The following is a 20,709-nucleotide window of genomic DNA, read 5'->3' as shown; positions in this document are numbered from 1 at the left end:
CTGACCTAACTTAAGGCACGGCTGTTCGAGAAACAATTCCGGCCACCGCTCCTCGGCCATGTCGGGGCGCGGTCCGGCAGGACCCGCCACGGCACGCGACGACTCGGCGCCGCTCGGCACGGCACGGCGCCACTCGGCACGACACGACGGAGGAGACACAGTGGGGCATGGCTGGGAGGGCGTCGTCCTCAAACTGATGCGCGGCAAGGACTTCACGTTCACCGTCACCGGCGCGGAAGAGGTCACCGACCACTACCGCAGAGTCCACTTCACCGACGGCGGGATGCTCGCGCGGACCGGCGTCCACCCCACCATGTGGGTGCGCGTCTGGTTCGAGAACGGCGACAAACCCCACCAGCGCGCCTACACGCTCGTCGACGCCGACGAAGAAGCAGGCACCTTCAGCATGGAGTTCGCCCTGCACGACGGACGCGCGAGCGAATGGGCGCGCACCGCCGCACCCGGCGACACCGTCGAAGCCACACTCCAGGGCACCGGCTTCAGCGTCCCCGACCCACTGCCCTCGCACCTCTTCGTCGTCGGCGACCCCGCCTCCCTGCCGGCCGTCAACTCCCTGCTCGACGCGCTCCCCACGACACCCGCCACCATCTGGTTCGAAACCACCCACACGACGGACGAGAACCTTCCGCTGCGCATCGACCCCGCGCGTCACGAGGTCCGCCGCATCCCCCGCCGCGACGGCGGAGCCCACCTCGTCGAAGCGGTGCGGACCGCCCTGCCGGAACTCGCCGCCGACCGCGACGGCGCCTACCTGTGGATCGCCTGCGACACCGCGACCACCCGCACCCTCGGTGCCTTCGCCCGCAAGGAACTCGCCCTCCCCAAGGACCGCGTACACGCCCTCGGTTACTGGCGGGCGTGACCTTCTTGTTCAGGGCTCGGTTCGCCTCCGGGGCGCCTGCCTTTTCGGTGGCTCGGTTCGCCTCCGGGGCGCTCCAGACGGTCCCGACGGTCGACCGTGCTCGGTCCCTCGTTCCTCGGGACCTCCGCGCGCTCTCCCTTTCGGCACCGCCGCGCCCCTTCGGCTCACTCGCCGCACGGGCGGACCGAGCCCGCACGCCCAGGGCACGGGGGAGCGGTCACCCGCACCCGTGCCCGCACGGGGGGCACCGCACCCGCAGCCCGCGCGGGCACAGGGGCGTCATACTCGGACCATGACAGCGCGCCCGACCCCGCACGGCCGCGGACCCCGCGACGGCGACACCGTGCGGATCCGCAGGGCGACCGCGCGCGACGCCCGGCGCCTCACCCGGATCGTCCGCTCCTCGGGCGCCTACCGGGGGCACTGGGCCGCGATGGTCGAGGGCTACACCGTCGGGCCCGGCTACATCGAGGCGCACGAGGTGTACGCCGCCGTCGGCGTGGACGGGCGGGTGCTCGGCTTCTACGCCCTGGTGCTCTCCCCGCCCGAACTGGACCTCATGTTCGTCGCCGACGAGGCCCAGGGCCGCGGCATCGGACGGCTGCTCGCCGGCCACCTCGCCGCACGGGCACGCGAGGCCGGCCTGACGGCGGTCCGCATCGTCTCCCACCCGCCGTCCGTCGGCTTCTACCTCGGAATCGGCGCCCGCAGGACCGGCACCGTGCCCGCCGCGCCGCCCGCGGTGCCCTGGGACAGGCCCGAACTCGAACTCCCCGTGGCCTGAAGGGCCACCGAGGCTCCTCCCGGTGGGGCCCGCGACACCGGCGTAGGGTGACACATGGAGCGGGCCGGCCCCCGCCGGCGCGCGGTATCCGCCCGGTGGAGAGGAGCAGTCATGTCGAGCCCCGCAACGCAGACCGGTCAGCCGGACCTCGCGAAGCAGGAGGCGTTCGCCGCCGAGGTCGTCGACGTGCTGAACAAGGGCGCCGTCGCCCTGCTGACCAGCGTCGGACACCAGACGGGACTGTTCGAGACGATGGCGGTGCTGCCCCCGTCGACCTCCGGGGACATCGCCGACGCGGCCGGTCTCGACGAGCGCTACGTCCGGGAGTGGCTGGGCGGCATGGTCGTCGGCGGCTTCCTGGAGTACGAGCCGCGCCGGCGGACGTACCGCCTGCCGCCCGAGCACGCCGCCTCGCTGACCGCGGCGGCCGGACCGGACAACCTCGCCGGGATGATGCAGTACGTCGGGCTGATGGGCGAGGTCGAGCAGCAGGTCGTCCACGCCTTCCGGGAGGGCGGCGGGGTGCCGTACTCCGCGTACCCGCGCTTCCAGGCGCTGCAGGCGGAGGAGACCGCGCGCGTCTACGACCGGGGGCTGGTGGACACCATCGTGCCGCTCGTCCCCGGACTGACGGAGCGCCTGCGCTCCGGGATCGAGGCCCTCGACGTGGGCACCGGCCAGGGCCACGCGCCGGTCGTGCTCGGCGAGGCGTTCCCCGCCAGCACCTTCCACGGCGTCGACCAGTCGGAGAGCGGCGTCGCGGCGGGCCGGGCGGAGGCCGCGGCCCGAGGGCTCCGGAACGTCACCTACGCGGTCCTGGACTCCACGGAGATCGACGGCGCCTACGACCTGATCACGGCCTTCGACGTCATCCACGACCTGGCGAAGCCCGCCCGCACGCTCGCCGTCATCGCCAAGTCCCTGCGCAGGGGCGGGGTGTTCCTCATGGCCGACATCGAGGCGTCCAGCAACTTGGAGGACAACACCGGCCACCCCTTCGGCCCGGCGCTCTACGGCTTCAGCGTCTTCTACTGCATGACGACCTCGCTCGGCACCGGCGGCGCCGGGCTCGGCACGCTCTGGGGCCGGCAGACCGCGCTGCGGATGCTGGCCGAGGCGGGCTTCGGGCATGTCGACGTGCGCACGGTCGAGGGCGACCCGCTCAACGTCTACTACCTCGCCGCCACCGGGTGAGGCGCGGGCCGGCAGACCCGTTCCCGCCGTGCGCGCGCACGGCGGGAACGGGGACCGTCAGGCGGCCGGCGGACGGACCGGCTGACCCAGGTTCAGCCGGATCGTGTTGCCGTCGCCCGGGATGACCAGGTTGATCAGCGGCGTGGCCAGCAGGCAGTGCTCGAACTTCGGGATGGTGTACGACCCGCTCAGCACCCCGCCGCGCAGCGCGTTGAAGCCCGGCTCGGACGTCAGGTTCAGCTCCGCGGGCACCTCGGTCTGGCACCGGCTGCCGACCGGCGTGGGGATGCCGGCGACCTTGAGGTTCTTCAGCCGAAGCGTCATCTTGGTGGTGCTGTTCACCGCGCCCGTCTTCAGGTCGATCGTGCCGACCGTGGGCTCGGTCTCGATGAACTCCGTGGTGACGCTGACCGGCACGATGCCGATCATGTTGAACTCACCCGGAGCCGCGGGCAGTTTGGTGTTCGCCGTCATCGTGCCCAGCTTGAGGTCGGCGTTGACCTCCAGCGTCCCCGGCCCCAGCGCCAGGTCGGAGCCCGTCCCCTCGAGGACCGTCAGACCGGTGAGCGGGTAGTCGAGCCTGACCGGCGCGGCGTGCGCCGATCCGGCACTGGTGGCGAGCAGCCCGAGCCCGGCGGCGAGGGCGACGCCCGCGCGGGCGGCGGCTCTGCGGCCCCGGACGGGGAGGAGACTGGGACGCTTCATTTCGGCTCCTGGGTGCGGCGGTGCGCCGTCGGGGCGCACGGACGACGGGGATGAACGCGTAAACGGTGCGACGGTTCGTGCGTCCGGCCAGGACGGAGCGGCCGGGATCACGCGGGTGCCGGTCCGGGAGAGCGGGTTCCGGAGGGCGGCCGGGGCGTTCGAACGCCCGGTGGCCTGCGGTGCGCCGACGACGTTACGCACGGGTAACCAGGCAGGCAAGAGCGGTCCGCCGGTTTCCGTGCGGCGACGGTCCCGCGTCCCGTTTCTTGTCGCCCGGGCAGCAGTCGCCGTCCCGTTCTTGTCCGCCGGTGAGTGCCCCCGCCCGTGTCCCGGGCCCGGTCACCGCTTCCGCCCGGCCGCTACCGGTGAACCGGCCCGGTCACCGCCTCCGTCCGCTGCCTGTGTCCCGGGCCCGGTCAATGCTTCCGTCCGGTGCCCGGTCCCGGGCTCAGAGCCCGGGGAAGTCCGGCAGCGCGGCACCCGACGGGGTGAGCGGCAGTTCCGCCCAGATCACCTTGCCGTTGCCCGTGTAGCGGGTGCCCCACCGGTCCGCGAACTGCGCCACCAGGAACAGGCCCCGGCCGCCCTCGTCCGTCCCCGCCGCCTGCCGCAGATGCGGCGAGGTGCTGCTCCGGTCGGACACCTCGCAGATCAGCGCCCGGTCGCGGATGAGCCGGACCCGGATCGGCCCGGCGGCGTAGCGGATCGCGTTGGTGACCAGCTCGCTGAGGATCAGCTCTGCGGTGAACACCGCCTCCTGGAGGTCCCATTCGGCCAGCTTCCGCGACACCGCCGCCCGCACCTCGCGCACCGCCGCCGGATCGGCCGGCACCTCCCACCGGGCCACCCGCTCCCCGGCGAGCACCCGGGTGCGTCCCACCAGCAGGGCGATGTCGTCCCGCGGCCGCTCCGGCACCAGGCCGGCCAGCACCTGCTCGCACATCTCCTCGGGGGCGAGCTCCGCGTGCCGTTCCAGGGCACGCCGCAGCAGTTCCAGCCCTTCGTCGATCTCCCGCGTCCTGTCCTCGACCAGGCCGTCCGTGTACAGCACGAGCCGGCTGCCCTCGGCGAGTTCGACGTCCAGGGTCTCGAACGGCATGCCGCCCAGGCCCAGGGGCGGGCCGCCGGGCACGTCGGCGTACTCCGCGCTGCCGTCCGGGTGCACGATCACCGGCTGGAGGTGCCCGGCCCGCGCGATGCTGCACCGCCCCGACACCGGATCGTAGATCGCGTACACGCAGGTCGCGCCGGTCACCCCGGCCTCCCCGCGTTCGTCCGTCTCGTCCCGGTCGATGCGCGCCACGAGCTCGTCGAGATGCCACAGCAGCTCGTCGGGGGGCAGGTCGAGACTGGAGAAGTTGTGCACGGCCGTCCGCAGCCGCCCCATGGTCGCCGCGGCGTGCAGACCGTGCCCGACCACGTCGCCGACGACGAGCGCCACCCGCGCCCCGGGCAGCGGGATGATGTCGAACCAGTCGCCGCCCACCCCGCCGAGGCCGCCGAGCCCCGCCTGGGCCGGCCGGTACCGGTAGGCCACGTCCAGCGCGTCCTGCTCGGGCAGCATCCGCGGCAGCAGACTGCGCTGGAGGGTCACGGCCATCGTGTGCTCGCGCGAATAGCGCCGGGCGTTGTCCACGCTGACGGCCGCCCGCGCCACCAGCTCCTCCACGAGCGACAGGTCCTCCTCCTCGAACGGCTCCGCGGTTCCGGCCCGCCACAGCATCGCGACGCCCAGCACCACGCCCCGCGCCCGCAGCGGGACCGCGATCATCGAGTGCATCCCGGCGTCCACCAGCATCGGCGCACGCTGCGGGTCCTGGAGCTGCCAGCCGGAGAACGCCGTCAGGTCCTCCTCCAGCACCGCCTCCCCCCGGCCGAGGCCGCTGCCCATCCGGGTGCGGGGGGTGAAGCGGATCGGATGCCCCACCGGGTACAGCGCGCTGCCCTCGGGACCGGCGAACGCCACCCGCCGCATGTCCACGTCCGCGCCCGTCGACGTCGGCTCCTCGCCGCGCAGCACGGCCTCCGCCAGATCGACGCTGACGTAGTCGGCGAGGCGCCCCACGGCGAAGCCGGCCAGCTCTTCGCAGGTGCGCAGCACGTCCAGCGTGGTGCCGATCTCCGTGCCGGCGTCGTACAGCAGCCGCAGCCGCTCGCGCGCCAGGTCCGCCCGGCCCGTCAGGTCCTGGAGCTCGGTGGTGTCCCGCAGGGTGGCCACCGTGCCCGGCGGGCCGCCCTCCTGGTCGGTCGTCCGCTGGTTGACGGCGAGCAGACGGTCCCCGACCGGGACGATCTCGTCCGTCGCGATCCTGCCGGACCCCAGCAGCCGGGACATGCGCGGATCGAGCCCGAGCTCCCCGACGGAGCGGCCCTCGACGTCCTGCGACAGCCCGAGCAGCCGGCGGGCCTCGTCGTTGGCGAGCACCAGCCTGCGGTCGTCGCCGAGGATGAGCACCCCCTCGCGCACCGAGTGGAGCACCGCGTCGTGGTGCTCGTACATCCGCGTCATCTCGGCGGGACCCAGGCCGCGGGTCTGCCGCCGCAGCCTGCGGGTGACCAGTGCGGTCCCGCCCATCGCCAGCAGCAGCACACCGGCCGCCGCGCCGAACAGCAGCGGGAACTGGTCCTCCGAGACGCCGCTGACCTTGTCGAGGGTGACGCCCGCCGACACCAGCCCGATGACCCGGCCGCGTGCGTCCTGGACCGGGACCACGGCCTGCACCAGAGGCCCGATGGTCCCGGTGATCCGCTCCACCAGCACCTCGCCCTCGAGCGCGGGCCGGATGTTCCCGACGAACTGCTTGCCGATCCGGTCGGGGAGGGGGTGGGTGTAGCGGATGCCCTCCGTGTCGAGGACGACGATGAAGTCGACGTCCGACCGCTCCCGGGCCCGTTCCGCCTTCGGCTGGAGGATCGCCGTCGGGTCGGGGCTCCGCAGCGCCGCCTCCATGCCGGGGGAGTTGGCGAAGGTCTCGGCGACCGCGACCGAGCGGTTGCGCGCCTCGCGTTCGCTCCCCGCACGGGACTGCAGCACGAGTGCGGCGATCGCGGCCGCGACCAGCAGCACCACGATCGCCACCTGCAGGAGAAAGACCTGGCCTGCGACAGTTCTCATGCGCAGAACCGAGCGCGGGCGGCCGGAGCGTGCGGCCATAGGCTCTTTTCTACACCTCCCCCAGACGGCGGGCGAACTCCACGCGCCCTCTGCCGTCGCTCACTCCGGCCGCGCCGCGGCGGCGTCCCGCAGGGCGGCGACCACCACGCGGTCCTCGACCTGGGTGAAGTCCGCGTACCACCTGCCCACCGAGTGGAACGGGTGCGGAGTGTGCAGCGTCACGAGTTCCTCGACCTCGGCCCGCAGGACCGCGGCCGCCTCGCGTGAGCACACCGGCACCGCGAGCACCAGCGTGCCGGGCTCCATGGCCCGTACGGCCCGCACCGCGGCCCGCGCCGTGACACCGGTGGCGAGCCCGTCGTCCACGAGGACCGCCGTCCGCCCCCGGAGCACGGGCGCCGGCCGGCCCTCGCGGTACACCTCCTCGCGGCGGCGCAGTTCGGCCCGCTCGGCGCCGACCCGGTCGCGCAGGGCGTCGGCGGACAGCCCGAGCGCCTGGAGCGCCCGGGTGTCGAAGAGCGGCGGCGCGTCTCCGGCCAGGGCTCCCACACCGAGTTCGACGTCGAACGGAGCGCCGATCTTGCGCGCCACGACCACGTCGAGCGGGGCGTCCAGGGCGCGGGCCACCTCGGCCGCCACCGGCACCCCGCCGCGCGGCAGCGCCAGCACGAACGGGGCCGGCAGCTCGCCCGCGCGCTGCCGCACCAGGAGCCTGGCCGCCAGTTCCTGCCCCGCCTCCCCGCGGTCGCCGAAGCGCATCGTGCTCACTCCCACCGGTCGCCGGCCCCGGCACCGTCCTCGCCGGGCTCCGCTTCGACGTGCATCGCCGCCTCCTCGGCGGAGGCCGCGCCCCCGTCGATGCCGACGTCCCGCGCCACCGTGCCGGCCGGCCTGCGGGGCGCGGGATCGTCGGCCGGGGCGATCCTGCCCGCCCGGGCGTCCCCGGTGATCTCGCGGGCGGGCTCGCCGGCGCCGCCCGGCAGGTCGCCGATGCCGTCGCCGTCCGGAACGGCGGTGTCCGGCGCCTCCTGGGCGAGCCGGTCGTCCAGCGTCTCGCCCTCGCGGGCCTCCGAGCCCGTGGTGCCGTGGCGGTTCACGCCGAGAGGTCGCTCCGGAGGCGAGTAGCCCTCCTCCATCGTGTCGTCCAGGCTGCGTTCGCCGATCACGTTCTCCGGGTCGAGCTCCCCGCTGGGGCGGTTTCCGGCGTCCGAATGACCGGGCTGGTAGACGTCGTCGCTCCGCCCCGGGTCCGCCGCCGTGGTGTCGTCCGACATGTGCGCTCCCCTTCGTGGCCGCTGGCGGACCGCGCGGTTCGCGGTCCCGTACGGGCCGGGTGCCCGCCCCGGCGCGGTTCAACAGCGCGAATCGCGCGGGCCGCGCGGTTCGCGGCCCTCAGGAGAGGGGGCCGCCGGTGCTCCCGGGCGGTCGCGGCGCGGAGTCGGCGGCGGACGGCACGTACCGCTCCGGCTCGTCCTCCTCCTCGCCGTCGACGACGTGCATCGCGGCCTCCTCCGCCGACGCGGCGCCTCCGTCGATGCCGACGTCCCGGGCGACCACGTCGTTGTGGCGGCGCGGCGCGATGTCGTCCACGGCCGCCAGCCTGCCCGCCCGCGCACGCCCGGACTCGCCGTCCAGCGGCTCGCCGTCGCCGCCCGCGAGGTCGCCGATGCCGTCGCCGTCCTGCCCGGAGGTCTCCGGCAGCTCCTGGGCGAGGCGCTGTTCCAGCGTCTCGCCGCGCCGCAGTTCCTCGCCGGTCGTGCCGTGCCTGCCGACCACCAGGGGACGGTCGAGGGGCGAGTAGCCCTCCTCCATCATGTCGTCCAGGCTGCGCTCGCCGATCACGTTCTCCAGGTCGAGTTCCCCGTCGGGACGGTTGCCCGTGTCGGAGTGCTCGGGCTGGTACACGTCGTCGCCCCGCCCCTGGTCGTCGTCCCGCCCTGTGTCGTCGGCCATGGCCTTCCCTTTCCGGCGCGCGGTGGGCCCTCTCGCGTGGCCCGGTGCGTCAGGAGCGCCGGAGCACCCGACGCACTTCACCAACGTCTTCATCATCTGCCGGGCGGCGCCCCGCGGCGACCGCACCGGCGACCACCGGGCGCGGCCCCGCGCGTCAGGCGGCGGGCCTGCGCACCCTGAGCACGTTGTCGTTGCGCAGCCCCGGACGCCCGTCGGGCCCCTTCTGCGTCCGCTCGAACTCCTCCGCCCGCTCCACCTGCCACGTGTCGGACGGCAGTTCGAGCGAGGCGAGCACATCGCGGGGGGTCGGGAAGTGCATGGCGTGGTGCGCCGGGGGATCGAACGGACCGGGGGCCGCGTGCCCCGTGACGAGCAGGACGCCGCCGGGGGCCACCGCAGCCGCCGCGCGCCGCAGGACCGCCTCGCGCGGCATGTCGCCGGGGGTGTGGAGGTAGCTGGCCGACACGAGGTCGAAGGCGCCCTCGGGGAAGGACTCCGCGAGGTCGTGGCGCTGCCACTCGACGGCGCCCTCGGGCACCCCGGCGTCCCGCGCGTGCAGGGCCGCCCGCTCCAGGGCCACGCCCGAGATGTCCGTCGCCGTGACGTGCCAGCCGCGGAGCGCGAGCCAGATCGCGTCGCCGCCCTCGCCGCAGCCCAGGTCCAGCGCCCTGCCGGGCGGGAGGTCCGTCACCTCGGCGACGAGCGCCGCGTTCGGATCGCCGCTCCATATCCGGTCGCTCTCCCGGTAGCGGGCGTCCCAGAACTCCTCGCCCGCTCCGGCGCCGGCCGCGGTGGTGTGGTGCTCGGTCATCGATGCGCTCCTCGGCAGTCGTGGACGGCGGGAGCCGCCGTCCACGACCGATGGTGCGGCGGCCCGTCGCCGGAGCGGAGAAGCTTGCCGTTACGGCAAATCACCGCTGCGTGCTGTGCCGCCACCCGCCCCCGGCTCGGCGGCGGACCCGGTGGTCTCGGCGATCCCGGTGGGCCCTGCGGACTCCGCGGAATCGGTGGACCCGGCGGTCGCGTCGCCGCCGGGGTCCGGTGTCCACCGCTGCCCCGTGTAGTCGTAGTCGAGCAGTGCGCCCCGCACCCCGCTCGTGCGGAACGGCCGGCCGCCGTCGTCGATCCGCACGGTGCCCGAACGGTCGCCCGCCCGCCACCGCACGTCGAGGAACCAGTCGCAGTCGCAGGCGACGGAACGCCCCGAGACCAGCAGGGCCTCGGGGTCCGAGGACGAGACCGTGTACGGGAAGGATACGGCGGGGACGACGACGCCCGCGTCGTTGCCGGGAACGGAGCGCGCCACCGGCCGCGCACGGTCCAGGTCCACCTCGAACAGCCGCGGGGTGAGCGATCCGCCGCAGCCGGAGCTCATCCGGTACGCGGGCATCGCCTCCGGAGTGCGCCGCTGCACGACCCGGACCTCCATCGACTCCAGGACCACGGACTGCCCGCCGGTGCCCTGCACGGTGACGCGGACCAGGGTCTCCCCGCCGTGGCGCGCGCCGAGGGCGGAGGCCCACGAGGCCGCGTCCGACTGCGTCGGCGGTGGCGGCACGGCCGCCGGGCCCCGCCCGACGAGGTAGGTGTGGCCGCACGCCCCCTGCCACACGTGGTCGTCGGCGGTCCAGGCGAGGGGCGCGGCGCCCGCCGCCGGGCCGTCCGCGGCGGACGCGGTCGGCTCCGCGGAGCCCGCGCCCGTCGCCCCGGCGGCCGCCGGGGAGGGGCGCGGGGCGGGGGAGGGCGACGCGGACGGGGAGGTTCCGCGCGTCGGGGGGACGGCGGGGGCGGGGGCCGTCGCCGCGTGCGCGGGCGACGACGGCTCGCCGTCCGTGGCGGCCGTGAGCTCCCGGAACCCGGCGGCGAGCGCGAGGACGGCGGTCACCGCGGCCACTGCGGCCACCGTGAGCCAGGTCCGGCGCGCGGGGCGGGCGCTCGGGACGGGGCCGGCCCCGCCCGCCGTGGGGCGCGGCGCACCGCCCGTGGTCGCACCGCCGCCCTCACGGGCCGGCCGCGCGTCGGCGGGTCCGCCCGGCCGCGGGCCTGGTGTGCGCGCGGCGGGGGCCGGGGCGGCGGTTGCCGCCGCCGCGGCTCCTGCGCCCGCCCCGGCTCCTGTGCCCGGGCGCGTACCCGTGGCGGCGCCTGTGCCCGAGTCCGTGCCGGTGCCTGTGCTTTCCCCGGGACTCACGCGCGGGACCGCGCCCCTGCTCGTGTCGGCCATCGCCTCCACCCCCGGACTCGCCCCCGTGCTTGCGCCGGGGGCGGTGCAGGCACTCGGACCCGCGCCCGCGCCGACCCCAGCGCCCGTGCGTGTGCCGGTGTCTGCGGCCCCGCCTGCACACGGATCGTTACCTCCCGCGGGACGCGGACCCCCGCCTGCGCCCGGACCCGAGCCTGGGGCGTCCCGCGTCCTTGCGCCCGCGTACGGCTCCGACCCGGCCCCGGAGCCCCGCCCTTCGCCGGCGCCCTCACCCGCGCCCGTTTCGGCCCCCGCCCCGGGACACGGACTTGCACCGCCTCCCGGACCCGCACCGCCTCCCGGACCCGCATCCGCGCCCCGCGGGGCGGCCGTCGTGGCGCCGGGCGTGCCCGGACGGGGAGAGGCCGCCGCCGCGGAAGGGCCGGTCGCCGGGTCCCCGGCGGGGGACGTCACGCCGTCCGCGTCCCCGTGAGCGGGGCCGCCCGCCGCGGCGGCCGATCGGGACCCGGCCGGCTCGGCGCGTGTCCCGCGGGAGGCGTCGGCCGCCAGCCAGAGCCGGTGGAGCACGGCTACGTCGTCGGCGGAGCAGCCGCACACGCGTGCCAGCCGTTCCACGGGGCCGAACTCCAGCGGCACGGTCCGGCCCGAGCACCAGCGGTGCAGGGTCGCCGCGCCGACGCCGGCACGGCGTGCGAGGGACTCGTAACTGCGGCCGGAGCGGCCGCGCAGTGCGTGCAGGCGGGCCGCGAAGTCCTCGGCGTCCGCCCGTCCCGGTGTGTCCGTCATGCCGTTCCCCTCCCGCGGCCGTCCCGGGCCGCATTTCACCCCTCTGTGAAACCCCCACGTCATCGGGGGTGAAACGGTTCCGCCGTTCCTGATGGCCCGTCGGGCATTGCCCGCCGGGCGCGGCCCGCCGACGCTGATGGACGTCTCGAGGGGCAGCCGGCGGAAGCGCCGCGACGACGCCCTCGACGGCAGGACCTTCGACAGCAACGACCAACGGGGAACGCCAGCATGAAGAAGAACACCCGCATCCGTACCGCCGCCGCTCTCGCCGTGAGCGCCGCACTGACCGCCGCCGCTGCCGCGCCCGCAGTCGCTCTTCCCGCGGCGCACTCCGCTTCCGCGCCCCGCTTCCTCGCCCCCGGCGACCTCCCCGCGGCGAGCACGCCCTGGACGGCGGACCCGGTGCGCAAGGGGCTGCCGGCCGACGAGTCGTTCTGCACGGCGGGCACGACCCCCGCGTCCGGCACGACGTACCGCGACTTCAGGACCGAACTCGACACGGGCGCCCGCCAGACGACCACCGTCGCCGCCACCCCGGCCAAGGCCGCCCAGCTCGCCGACCGGCTCCGCCAGGCCGTCGAGACCTGCCTCGACCGGCTCGTGGCGGAGTACCCCGGTCTGGAGGGTGAGGCGTTCCACCACGGCCCGGTCGACGTCGAGGAGGGCGCGAACGTCTACAGCATCGACACCCACGACCCGGAGGTCGGTTCGACGGACATCGCCCTGTGGTCGGTCGGCCGCGACGGACGCACCGTGACCGTCGTGCAGTGGGGGCAGCTGGGCGACCTCGACGGCGCTCCGCTCGCCGCCTTCAAGCACACGACGGCGACGGCGGTGGCCCGCCTCCACTGAACCGCCCGATCCTGCGGGGCTGTTCCGGCGTGCACGGGGATGCCGGAACGGCCCCGCTCCGGGCCGCCCCGGGCCGGGGACCCTCCCGGCGCGGGGCGGCCCTGCCGTTGCCCTCCCGTCGCGCCTGCCCACGCCGCGGGCCCGCGCGCCGGCACGTGCGCGGCAGGCGGGGCGCCGGGCGGGCGGGGGCGGGTCAGTGGGAGCGGGGCGCGTACATGATGACGGCCATGCCGGCGAGGCAGATCAGGGCGCCGGTCACGTCGTAGCGGTCGGGTCGGTAGCCGTCGGCGACCATGCCCCAGGCGATCGAACCCGCGACGAAGACGCCTCCGTAAGCGGCGAGGATGCGGCCGAAGTTGTCATCGCTCTGGAAGGTGGCGACCACGCCGTAGAGACCGAGCGCGATCACCCCCGCTCCGATCCAGATCCAGCCCCGGTGTTCCCGCAGTCCTTGCCAGACGAGCCATGCGCCGCCGATCTCGAAGAGCGCGGCGACGGCGAACAGGGCGACGGAGCGGGCGACGAGCACGGTGGTGGCGCTTTCTGGGCGGACGGCGGTGGCAGCTCCCGGCGGGCGCGGAACGCGGCGGCGTGCCCTGCCCCGGGACGGCACCACGGTAGCCGCCGCCCGGAAAACGGGTTGCCCCGCGGTGCCCGGAGTGGATCAATGGCCGGCACGGCCACCGGGACGCTCCCGCCGTGGCGTGCGGAGGCGGACGCCCGTCACGGGCCCGCCCGCGGCACGCGGCGGGCACACGCCGGGGCGAGACGTCGTCGGAACAGGGGGACACCGGCTCATGACCAAGCCGTCGGCACGGCCCGCAACGGCGGCACGAGGGGGCCCGGCCGTCAGGATCGGCGCGCTCGCTCCACTGACCCGGCCCGGATGGACCGAGGCGGGCCGCCATCTCCTGGCCGGACTCGAACAGGGCGTGCACGACGCCAACGCGGCCGGCGGGATCGACGGGACGCCGCTGGAGCTGGTGGTCCGGGACACCGCCGCCGACCCGGGACGGGCGGCGGCCGCCGTGGACGAACTCGCGGGGCTGGGCGTGGTGGCACTGGCGGGGGAGTACCACAGCGTCGTCGCCCGGGCCGCCGCCGCCCGCGCCGGCGAGGCCGGTCTGCCGTTCCTCTGCTCGTCCGCGGTACTCGACGCGCTCACCGACCACCCGGCGGAAGGCGTCGCGCGGATCGCCCCGGCGCAGTCCCACGGCTGGCGGATCTACGCCGACCACCTCCTCGACGCGGGGCACCGGCACATCGCCGTGGCGGCCGACGCGAGCGTCTACTGGGCGGCCGGGACCCGTGTCCTGCGCGACCGTCTCGGCGCGCACGGAGGCACCGTCACCCGGCTCGACACGGCCGTCCTCGGCCCCCCGGCCCTGTGCGACGCACTCGCCGACGGGGATGCGACCGCCCTGCTGCTGCTGGCCGGGTATCCGGACCCGGTGACGCGGATCGCCGGGGCGGTCCGCCGGGACCGGCGGCTGGCGGACCTGCTGATCGGAGCCCCGGCCGGTCAGCCGGAGTTCGCCGGCTGGGCGGAGGCGCTGGGGGCCGACGGCGCCGCCGTCCCGTTCCTCCGCTACCTGCCCGAGCGCCTCGGCCCGCTCGGCACCCGCGTCGCGGGCGCGCTGCGCGGACGGCTCGGCGGGGAGCCGTCGTTCGTGGGCTTCGAGGGCTGGGACACGATCGCCGTGCTCGCCGACGTGCTCCGGAAGCAGGGGCCCGACCGGGTCCGTACCGGCGTGGACTGGGGCGGCGTGGAGACCGAGGTCACCCGCGGACCGGTCCGCTTCGCACGGACCCCGGGGACCGGCGTGTGGCAGTGGACCTGGGCGCCGGTCCAGGTCGTGGACCGTGACCCGTCCGACCCGGGCCGGTTCCGTGTGCTGCGGGGCGGCTGAGGCTCCGGGCGCGCGGGTGTCGGCGCGTAATCGTGCCGCCCGCGCCGTGGACCGGGGCCCGTGCCGTCCGCGCCCCGCCGCCCACCCGCCGGGCCGGTTCCGGGCCCTGCGCGGCTCCCGTGGACCGTCCCGCGCACGCCCCGGCGCCGTAGGCGCGTGCGGACGTGCGCAGGACGCCCGCCGGTGCGGCGGGCGTCCCCTGTCCCCGGCTCGGACCGGCGGGAACGTGGCCCGGAGGCCGAACTGCCCGGTCCGCGCGGGAGACCGCGCCCCGTGGGTGGTTCGGGAGCCCCGGCCCGTGAGGGCCGGGACACGGGTGCGGCGGGCTCAGTCGATCTCGGCCGACGCCTGCGGCAGCGGTGGCACCGTCGCCGTCGTCGGACCGCGGACCGCCTCGATCACCGCGTCGTGGAGATCACGGCTCGCCGTCTCGGACGGACACGGTGCCGGACTGCCCGACATCGTGAACCAGTCGGCGGCCCCGGTGTACTGCACCGTGACGGCTGCCTCGCCGTCGACCCAGGTGGTGTGCACCGTGAGGTCGCCCGACACGACACCGACCTCGTCGGTGAGGACGCCGCCGTGTCCGGAATACACACCAGGAGTAGTCCAGGATGCCCAGCTCATGCATCCAACGTCACACTCCTCCCGCTTGATCGCTACCGGCGGGACCGAAATTCCGGAACCGGTTCGGGACACAGCACCCTCAGTGCGCCCGGCTGTACCCGCACGGTCACCGGAAGTGACGCGTCCACCTCCCCGTCCGCGCCGTAGGGCAGCGGGCGTTCGGCCTCGATGCGGATCTCCTTGCCGCTGAGGATCTCCACCTGGGGGCGCCGTATGTGGGCGCCGGTCTTGAGCTCGTTCATCATCGCGAAGAACAACCGCTTCGGGGCGTCGTGGATGACGACCACGTCCAGGCTCCCGTCGTCCACCCGCGCCCCCGGTGCGATGCGCCGGTTGAAGCCGTAGAAGCCGGAGTTGGCGGCGACGACGGTGTAGCCGCGGCGCTCGTGCAGCACCCCGTCGACCGTGATCCGGTACGAGGCGGGCCGCCACGCCGTGACGGCCCGCAGCCCGCCCGCGTAGTACGAGGCCGCTCCGCGCAGCAGCCGGGAGGTGTTGGCGTGCCGGTTGGCGACGGCGTCGACACCCGCGTACACGCTGCCGAGGACCGATATGCCGTCGTGCACGGCGGAGGTGACCTCGATGGTGTCGACGGGCCTCGCCGCCCCGCGGAGCAGGACTCCGGCGAGGTCGGGCGCCTCCTGCGGCAGCCCCAGCGCCCGGGCGAAGTCGTTGCCGCGGCCCGCTGGCACCAGGCCGAACTCGGCGCCGGTGCCGCTGAGCGCCCCGCCGACGCAGCCGGCCATCCCGTCGCCGCCGACGGCGAGGACCGCACGGCCCGCCGCCCCCGCCCGGCGGGCGAGTTCGCGGGCGTGCTCCAGACTGCGGCTGTACTGGGTGTCGATCTCCGCGCCCGCCTCGCGCAGCAGGCGGGCGACGGGAAGGAGCGCCGCCGTACCGCTGGAGCTGCCCGCGGTCGGGTTGACGACGGCGGTGAACTGTCGCATGGATACGCCTCCGGGCGGCACGGTGGTCAGCGGACGGGGAGCAGGACGCCGGGGCTGAGGACGCCGGCGGGGTCGGTCTCGGCCTTGACGGCCTGCAGCATACGGACCCCGAGGGGGCCGACCTCCCGGGCGTACCAGTCGCGGTGGTCGGTGCCCACCCCGTGGTGGTGGCTGATGGTGCCGCCCGCGGCGAGGATCGCCTCGTTGGCCGCGCGCTTCGCGGTGTCCCAGTGCGCGACGGCGTCCTCGCCCTGCGCCGAGACGACGGTGAAGTACAGGGACGCGCCGTTCTCGTAGACGTGGGAGATGTGGCACATGACCAGCGGCGGGGTGCCGCCGGCGGTCAGGGTGTCGGTGAGCGCGGTGCGGACCGCGGCGTACAGCCCGGGCACGTCGGACCAGAAGGCGGCGGTCTCCAGTGTCTCGGCGAAGGCGCCCGCGTCCAGCAGCGCGTCCCGCAGGTAGGGGGCGTCGTAGCGGCCGTGGGCCCAGCGCTCCCCGGGCTCGGCGCCGATGAACTCGCCGCCGAGCGCGGTGAGGACGGCGGCCGCCTTCTCGCGGCGTTCGGCGGTGTCGGCCGCGGTGCCCTCGTATCCGGCGATCGCCATGCAGCCGGCCGCCGCCGCCCCGTCCCCGCTGCCGATGGCGTCGGGCTGCGCCAGCCCGATGAAGGTCTCCGTCTCGTCGGAGAGGCGCAGCACGGTGGGCCGCGGCCCGTCCTGGGCGAGGGCGCGCAGGGCCGCGGCGCCGGCCTCGAACGACGGGAAGCGCCAGCCCTCGTAGGTCCTGCGCTCCGGCAGCGGGCGGATGCGCACGGTGACGGCGGTGATCACGCCGAACGCTCCCTCCGAGCCGAGCAGGAGCTGCCGCAGGTCGGGGCCGGCGGCCGAGCGCGGTGCCCGGCCGGTCTCCAGGGTGCCCTCGGGGGTGGCCACGGTCAGTCCGAGGACCATCTCGTCGAAGCGGCCGTAGCCCGCCGACGCCTGGCCGCTGGAGCGTGCCGCGGCGAATCCGCCGACCGTCGCCCACTCGAAGGACTGCGGGAAGTGGCCCAGCGTCCAGCCCTGTTCGTTGAGGAGCGCCTCGCACCGCGGTCCGCGCAGACCGGGTTCGAGGACGGCCGTGCGGGAGACGTCGTCGACGCGGACCAGCCGGTCGAGCCGGCGCAGGTCGAGGGCGACGAACGGGCGCTTCGCCTCCGGCGCGAGTCCGCCGACGACGGAGGTCCCGCCGCCGAACGGGACGGCGGACAGGCCCTGTTCGGCGCAGACGCGCAGCACCGCGAGCACCTCGTCGTGGCTGCCGGGCAGCACCACGGCGGCCGGGGTGTCGGCGGTGTCGCCGGCGCGGATGCGCAGCAGGTCGGGCGTGGACTTGCCGCGGGTGTGGCGGACGCGGCTCTCGGCGCCGGTGTCGACGTGCGCCGCGCCGCCGACGCAGTCGGCCAGCGCGGCGAGCGCCTCCGCGCCGAGGGGCGACGCCGGGACCTCCACGGCGTCGAGGGAGGCGATCCCCTCCTCGCGGCGGGTCACGCCGAGCAGGTCGCGCAGCAGACCGGTCACCGCGTCGGGCAGGGGGGCCGCCTTGGCCGGGTCGCCCCAGCCGCTCCACAACATGTCCACGTCGCTCTTCCTCACGTCGGTTCGCGGGGTGCACTGCCGCGCGGCCCGCCCTGGCATTACACTGTGACAGATGACGCCCATTCGTCACAACCAGTCGGACGCAGACGCCGTGCTCGATGCCGCACGCGACTGCGTCCTCGCCGTCGGCGTACGCCGCACGACCCTGACCGACGTCGCCCGGCGCGCCGGCGTGTCCCGGATGACGCTCTACCGCCGCTGGCCCGACGTGCGCAGCCTCGTCGGCGACCTGATGACCCGCGAGTGGATCGCGCTGGCGGTCGGCGCCATGCCCGAGCAGACGCCCGGCGTCCCCACCAGGGACCGGATCGTCTCCGGACTGGTCGCCGGCGTCGAGGCGTTCCGCGGGCACCCGCTGTTCCACAAGATCCTCGACGTCGACCCCGAACTCCTCCTCCCGTACCTCCTGGACCGGCGCGGAGCCAGTCAGGACGCCCTGCTCGGTCTCATCACCGGAGGGCTGGAGGAGGGGCACGCGGACGGCTCCGTCCGCCGCACCCACACCGGCCGGCAGGCCCGATCGCTCCTCCTCGTCGTGCAGTCCTTCGCGATGTCCCTGCGCACGATGACCGACGCGGACGACGAGGAGCTCACCGACGCCGCGTTCCTCGGCGAACTGCGCACCCTTCTGGAGAGGACCCTCGCACCGTGAACCCCCACGCCCCGGCCGCCGCCTCGCTCGACGCGGCCCGCCGCACCCGTGAACTGACCGCCGTGGCCGACGCGCGCACCGAGGCGGACGTCCTGGTCGTCGGGCTCGGCGCGACCGGGGCGGGCGCCGCGCTCGACGCCGCCTCCCGCGGGCTCGACGTCGTCGCCGTGGACGCCCACGACCTCGCCTTCGGGACCTCCCGGTGGAGCTCCAAGCTCATCCACGGAGGGCTGCGCTACCTCGCCACCGGGCAGCTCGACGTCGCCCACGAGAGCGCCGTCGAACGCGGCGTGCTGATGGAGAGGACCGCGCCCCACCTGGTGCGCGCCCAGCCGTTCGTGCTGCCGCTCACGCCCCTCGTCTCCCGCGCCCAGGCCGCGCTCGCCCGGGCCGGCTTCCGCGCCGGCGACCTGCTGCGCGCCTCCGCGGGCACCTCGCGCGCCACCCTCCCCGCGCCCCGCACCCTGTCCGCGGTGGAGACCCGCCACATGGCGCCCGCGCTGCGGCCCACCGGACTGCGCGGCGGACTCCTGTCCTGGGACGGGCAGCTGACGGACGACGCCCGGCTGGTGACCGCGATCGCCCGTACCGCCGCCGCCCACGGCACCCGGGTGCTGACCCGTACCCGTGTCCTCGCCCTCACCGGCCGCGGCGCCCGCGTCCGCGACGAGCTCACCGGGGAGGAGTTCGACATCCGCGCACGCACCGTGGTCAACGCCGCCGGGGTGTGGGCGGGCGACCTGATCGGCGACATCCGCCTGCGCCCCTCCCGCGGCACCCACCTGGTGCTGCGGTCCGAAGCCCTCGGCGGCCTCGCGGCCGGCATGCACATCCCGATCCCGGGCGAGACGAACCGCTTCGTGCTCGTCCTGCCCCAGGGCGACGGCAGGGTCTACGTCGGCCTCACCGACGAACCCGTCGACGGCGACGTCCCCGACGTGCCCGAGGTCCCCGAGACCGACATCGGCTTCCTGCTCGACGTCCTCGGCTCCGCGCTCGACGTCGTGCTGGGCCGCGCCGACGTGGTGGGCGCCTTCGCCGGCCTGCGGCCCCTGCTCGACACCGGCGGCGGCCCCGGGCGCACCGCCGACATCTCCCGCAGGCACGCGGTCGTCACCTCACCGGGCGGGGTCGTCACCGTGGTCGGGGGCAAGCTCACCACCTACCGGCGCATGGCCCAGGACGCCGTCGACGCCGCCGTCCGCGCCGGCCGCCTCACCGCCGGCCCCTGCCGCACGGCGGCCCTCCCGCTGGTGGGCGCGGCCCGGCCGGCCGAGCTCGCCGCCCTCGACGTGCCCCGCCGGCTGGTGCGCCGCTACGGCTCGGAGGCCCCGGCCGTGCACGCACTCGGAACGGCCGACCCGGCGCTGGCCCGCCCGGTCGTGCCCGGCCACCCCGTCACCGGGGCCGAACTGGTGTGGGCCGTCCGCCACGAGGGGGCGCTGGACGAGTCCGACGTCCTCGACCGCCGCACCCGCATCGGCCTCGTCGCCGACGACCGGGCCCGCGCCCACGACGCCGCGGCCGCGGCGCTCGCCGCCGGCTGACCTCCTCGGGGCCGCCCCGGGACCTCCGAGATGCGCCGGTGCGGCGGCCCTGTTTCGCTGGGTGGTCAGTGCTCGACACGTCCGAGGAGTGATCATGAGCGGTACCGACGAGTCCCGCGGCCGGGTGCGGCAGATGCGGGAGAAGGCGAAGGAACTGGACGAGGCCGCCGGCCGCAGCAGCGACCCCAAGGAGGCCCAGCGGCTGAAGGACAAGGCCCAGCGGCTGAAGGCCCAGTCCGACCAGGAGTCCGCGATGGGCACCGGGGACATCTACCCCGACGTGTGACCGGCTGCCGTGCGAGGGTCCGGGCGGCCCCGTGGAGCGCGACGTTCCCCGGGGCCGCCGCCGCCCGGCGGGCGCTGTGTGTTCCCCCCTCGGGGCGAACACGGAGCGCCCGCCGGGCATTTCTGCGCGGTACGGGGCTCCGCCCGCCCTAGGGTCGGGCCGGTAGCGGGGGGCCGTCCAGCGATCGGAGCCGTTCGATGACCATGACCACCATCCGCCCTGCCGGAAGCCTCTCCTCCCGCGTCGCGGCCGGTGTCCTCGCCGTCGGTGTGGCCCTGACGGTCGCCGCCCCCGCCGGTGCCGCCGCCCCCGCCGGCGCCCCGGCCGCCGCGCCCGCCAGGCCCTACGGCACGGTCACCGCGCAGAGCGGGCTGAACCTGCGCGCCTACCCGAGCACCGACTCGTCCGTGAAGGGCACGCTCGCCTACCGCGCGCAGATCGGCCTGACCTGCAAGGTGCGCGCGCAGAACATCGCCGGCAACGACGTCTGGTACCTCGTCCGCGACAGCCGCAAGGTCTGGGTGCCCGCACGCTACGTGGTCCAGACCGGCACGGTGAACTACTGCAAGGACGTGCTCCGCTAGCGAGCGCCTCCGGGAGGCTGCCCGCGCCCCCGGGCGGCCGTCGG

The 20,709-nt window shown here is 75.7% G+C and carries 20 protein-coding genes and 1 pseudogene; 9 read left to right on the top strand and 12 right to left on the bottom strand.

What is annotated here, in order from left to right:
- Positions 1–160: 160 nt before the first annotated feature.
- From IAG43_RS02180 to IAG43_RS02170, 3 genes are all read left to right on the top strand, one after another.
- Positions 161–883, top strand: a complete 723-nt coding sequence (locus IAG43_RS02180; RefSeq protein ID WP_187739048.1) for a siderophore-interacting protein — start codon at positions 161–163, stop codon at positions 881–883.
- A 292-nt stretch (positions 884–1,175) separates the two neighbouring features.
- Positions 1,176–1,667, top strand: a complete 492-nt coding sequence (locus IAG43_RS02175; RefSeq protein ID WP_187739047.1) for a GNAT family N-acetyltransferase — start codon at positions 1,176–1,178, stop codon at positions 1,665–1,667.
- Positions 1,668–1,778: 111 nt separating this feature from the next.
- Positions 1,779–2,861 carry a class I SAM-dependent methyltransferase gene (locus tag IAG43_RS02170; protein ID WP_187739046.1) on the top strand — a complete coding sequence of 361 codons (1,083 nt, stop codon included), beginning with the start codon at positions 1,779–1,781 and terminating at the stop codon, positions 2,859–2,861.
- Between the two features lie 57 nt (positions 2,862–2,918).
- On the opposite strand, the gene IAG43_RS02165 is transcribed toward IAG43_RS02170, so the two are convergent.
- The 8 genes and pseudogenes from IAG43_RS02165 to IAG43_RS34320 form a co-directional block, all read right to left on the bottom strand.
- The gene (locus IAG43_RS02165) at positions 2,919–3,566 is read right to left on the bottom strand and encodes a hypothetical protein (protein ID WP_187739045.1); all 648 of its coding nucleotides are present in this window, start codon (positions 3,564–3,566) and stop codon (positions 2,919–2,921) included.
- Between the two features lie 448 nt (positions 3,567–4,014).
- Complete coding sequence (locus IAG43_RS02160) at positions 4,015–6,720, bottom strand: SpoIIE family protein phosphatase (protein ID WP_187739044.1); 2,706 nt, start codon at positions 6,718–6,720, stop codon at positions 4,015–4,017.
- Positions 6,721–6,780: 60 nt separating this feature from the next.
- On the bottom strand, positions 6,781–7,440 hold the full coding sequence (locus IAG43_RS02155; RefSeq protein WP_187739043.1) for a phosphoribosyltransferase: 660 nt from the start codon (positions 7,438–7,440) through the stop codon (positions 6,781–6,783).
- 5 nt (positions 7,441–7,445) lie between these two features.
- Complete coding sequence (locus IAG43_RS02150; protein WP_187739042.1) at positions 7,446–7,955, bottom strand: DUF5709 domain-containing protein; 510 nt, start codon at positions 7,953–7,955, stop codon at positions 7,446–7,448.
- 118 nt (positions 7,956–8,073) lie between these two features.
- The gene (locus IAG43_RS02145) at positions 8,074–8,634 is read right to left on the bottom strand and encodes a DUF5709 domain-containing protein (RefSeq protein WP_223005896.1); all 561 of its coding nucleotides are present in this window, start codon (positions 8,632–8,634) and stop codon (positions 8,074–8,076) included.
- A gap of 154 nt (positions 8,635–8,788) precedes the next feature.
- Positions 8,789–9,445 (bottom strand): class I SAM-dependent methyltransferase, encoded by a 657-nt coding sequence (locus IAG43_RS02140; RefSeq protein WP_187739041.1) that lies wholly within the window; start codon positions 9,443–9,445, stop codon positions 8,789–8,791.
- 90 nt (positions 9,446–9,535) lie between these two features.
- The gene (locus IAG43_RS02135) at positions 9,536–10,528 is read right to left on the bottom strand and encodes a hypothetical protein (protein ID WP_187744788.1); all 993 of its coding nucleotides are present in this window, start codon (positions 10,526–10,528) and stop codon (positions 9,536–9,538) included.
- 882 nt (positions 10,529–11,410) lie between these two features.
- Positions 11,411–11,620: pseudogene (locus IAG43_RS34320) on the bottom strand (helix-turn-helix domain-containing protein); the annotation flags it as partial.
- Positions 11,621–11,848: 228 nt separating this feature from the next.
- On the opposite strand from IAG43_RS34320, the gene IAG43_RS02125 reads away from it, so the two are divergent.
- The gene (locus IAG43_RS02125) at positions 11,849–12,472 is read left to right on the top strand and encodes a hypothetical protein (RefSeq protein WP_187739040.1); all 624 of its coding nucleotides are present in this window, start codon (positions 11,849–11,851) and stop codon (positions 12,470–12,472) included.
- Positions 12,473–12,665: 193 nt separating this feature from the next.
- On the opposite strand, the gene IAG43_RS02120 is transcribed toward IAG43_RS02125, so the two are convergent.
- Complete coding sequence (locus tag IAG43_RS02120) at positions 12,666–13,001, bottom strand: YnfA family protein (protein WP_187739039.1); 336 nt, start codon at positions 12,999–13,001, stop codon at positions 12,666–12,668.
- 268 nt (positions 13,002–13,269) lie between these two features.
- On the opposite strand from IAG43_RS02120, the gene IAG43_RS02115 reads away from it, so the two are divergent.
- Positions 13,270–14,382: an ABC transporter substrate-binding protein gene (locus tag IAG43_RS02115; protein WP_187739038.1), complete on the top strand. Its 1,113-nt coding sequence runs from the start codon at positions 13,270–13,272 to the stop codon at positions 14,380–14,382.
- A 327-nt stretch (positions 14,383–14,709) separates the two neighbouring features.
- Here the strand turns inward: IAG43_RS02115 and IAG43_RS02110 are convergent, their stop codons facing one another.
- From IAG43_RS02110 to IAG43_RS02100, 3 genes are read right to left on the bottom strand one after another with little or no spacing between them, the layout of a single operon-like run.
- Positions 14,710–15,009 (bottom strand): hypothetical protein, encoded by a 300-nt coding sequence (locus IAG43_RS02110; RefSeq protein ID WP_187739037.1) that lies wholly within the window; start codon positions 15,007–15,009, stop codon positions 14,710–14,712.
- A gap of 32 nt (positions 15,010–15,041) precedes the next feature.
- Positions 15,042–15,956 (bottom strand): diacylglycerol/lipid kinase family protein, encoded by a 915-nt coding sequence (locus IAG43_RS02105; RefSeq protein WP_187739036.1) that lies wholly within the window; start codon positions 15,954–15,956, stop codon positions 15,042–15,044.
- A gap of 26 nt (positions 15,957–15,982) precedes the next feature.
- The gene (locus tag IAG43_RS02100) at positions 15,983–17,578 is read right to left on the bottom strand and encodes an FAD-binding oxidoreductase (RefSeq protein WP_187739035.1); all 1,596 of its coding nucleotides are present in this window, start codon (positions 17,576–17,578) and stop codon (positions 15,983–15,985) included.
- A gap of 70 nt (positions 17,579–17,648) precedes the next feature.
- Here IAG43_RS02100 and IAG43_RS02095 point away from each other — a divergent pair, with 70 nt between their 5' ends.
- The 4 genes from IAG43_RS02095 to IAG43_RS02080 all read left to right on the top strand — a co-directional run bounded on the left by IAG43_RS02095 (position 17,649) and on the right by IAG43_RS02080 (position 20,665).
- A complete protein-coding gene (locus IAG43_RS02095; RefSeq protein WP_187739034.1) occupies positions 17,649–18,248 on the top strand; it encodes a TetR/AcrR family transcriptional regulator in 600 nt (199 codons plus the stop codon).
- The gene (locus IAG43_RS02090; protein ID WP_187739033.1) at positions 18,245–19,795 is read left to right on the top strand and encodes a glycerol-3-phosphate dehydrogenase/oxidase; all 1,551 of its coding nucleotides are present in this window, start codon (positions 18,245–18,247) and stop codon (positions 19,793–19,795) included. The genes IAG43_RS02095 and IAG43_RS02090 overlap by 4 nt, the downstream gene beginning before the upstream one ends.
- Positions 19,796–19,889: 94 nt before the next feature.
- The gene (locus tag IAG43_RS02085) at positions 19,890–20,081 is read left to right on the top strand and encodes a DUF6381 family protein (RefSeq protein ID WP_187739032.1); all 192 of its coding nucleotides are present in this window, start codon (positions 19,890–19,892) and stop codon (positions 20,079–20,081) included.
- A gap of 197 nt (positions 20,082–20,278) precedes the next feature.
- The gene (locus IAG43_RS02080; RefSeq protein ID WP_187739031.1) at positions 20,279–20,665 is read left to right on the top strand and encodes an SH3 domain-containing protein; all 387 of its coding nucleotides are present in this window, start codon (positions 20,279–20,281) and stop codon (positions 20,663–20,665) included.
- Positions 20,666–20,709 lie beyond the last annotated feature (44 nt).

It is taken from the genome of Streptomyces genisteinicus (assembly GCF_014489615.1).
GTDB lineage: Bacteria > Actinomycetota > Actinomycetes > Streptomycetales > Streptomycetaceae > Streptomyces > Streptomyces genisteinicus.
Note: the sequence above shows the minus strand (reverse complement) of the source record. Positions and strands in the feature narration are given on the sequence as shown.

Coding starts and splice junctions, on each gene's coding strand:
- IAG43_RS02175 (WP_187739047.1), top strand. CDS start 1,176: ATGACAGCGCGCCCGACCCCGCACGGCCGCGGACCCCGCGACGGCGAC.
- IAG43_RS02170 (WP_187739046.1), top strand. CDS start 1,779: ATGTCGAGCCCCGCAACGCAGACCGGTCAGCCGGACCTCGCGAAGCAG.
- IAG43_RS02165 (WP_187739045.1), bottom strand. CDS start 3,566: ATGAAGCGTCCCAGTCTCCTCCCCGTCCGGGGCCGCAGAGCCGCCGCC.
- IAG43_RS02160 (WP_187739044.1), bottom strand. CDS start 6,720: ATGGCCGCACGCTCCGGCCGCCCGCGCTCGGTTCTGCGCATGAGAACT.
- IAG43_RS02155 (WP_187739043.1), bottom strand. CDS start 7,440: ATGCGCTTCGGCGACCGCGGGGAGGCGGGGCAGGAACTGGCGGCCAGG.
- IAG43_RS02150 (WP_187739042.1), bottom strand. CDS start 7,955: ATGTCGGACGACACCACGGCGGCGGACCCGGGGCGGAGCGACGACGTC.
- IAG43_RS02145 (WP_223005896.1), bottom strand. CDS start 8,634: ATGGCCGACGACACAGGGCGGGACGACGACCAGGGGCGGGGCGACGAC.
- IAG43_RS02140 (WP_187739041.1), bottom strand. CDS start 9,445: ATGACCGAGCACCACACCACCGCGGCCGGCGCCGGAGCGGGCGAGGAG.
- IAG43_RS02125 (WP_187739040.1), top strand. CDS start 11,849: ATGAAGAAGAACACCCGCATCCGTACCGCCGCCGCTCTCGCCGTGAGC.
- IAG43_RS02115 (WP_187739038.1), top strand. CDS start 13,270: ATGACCAAGCCGTCGGCACGGCCCGCAACGGCGGCACGAGGGGGCCCG.
- IAG43_RS02110 (WP_187739037.1), bottom strand. CDS start 15,009: ATGAGCTGGGCATCCTGGACTACTCCTGGTGTGTATTCCGGACACGGC.
- IAG43_RS02105 (WP_187739036.1), bottom strand. CDS start 15,956: ATGCGACAGTTCACCGCCGTCGTCAACCCGACCGCGGGCAGCTCCAGC.
- IAG43_RS02095 (WP_187739034.1), top strand. CDS start 17,649: ATGACGCCCATTCGTCACAACCAGTCGGACGCAGACGCCGTGCTCGAT.
- IAG43_RS02085 (WP_187739032.1), top strand. CDS start 19,890: ATGAGCGGTACCGACGAGTCCCGCGGCCGGGTGCGGCAGATGCGGGAG.
- IAG43_RS02080 (WP_187739031.1), top strand. CDS start 20,279: ATGACCATGACCACCATCCGCCCTGCCGGAAGCCTCTCCTCCCGCGTC.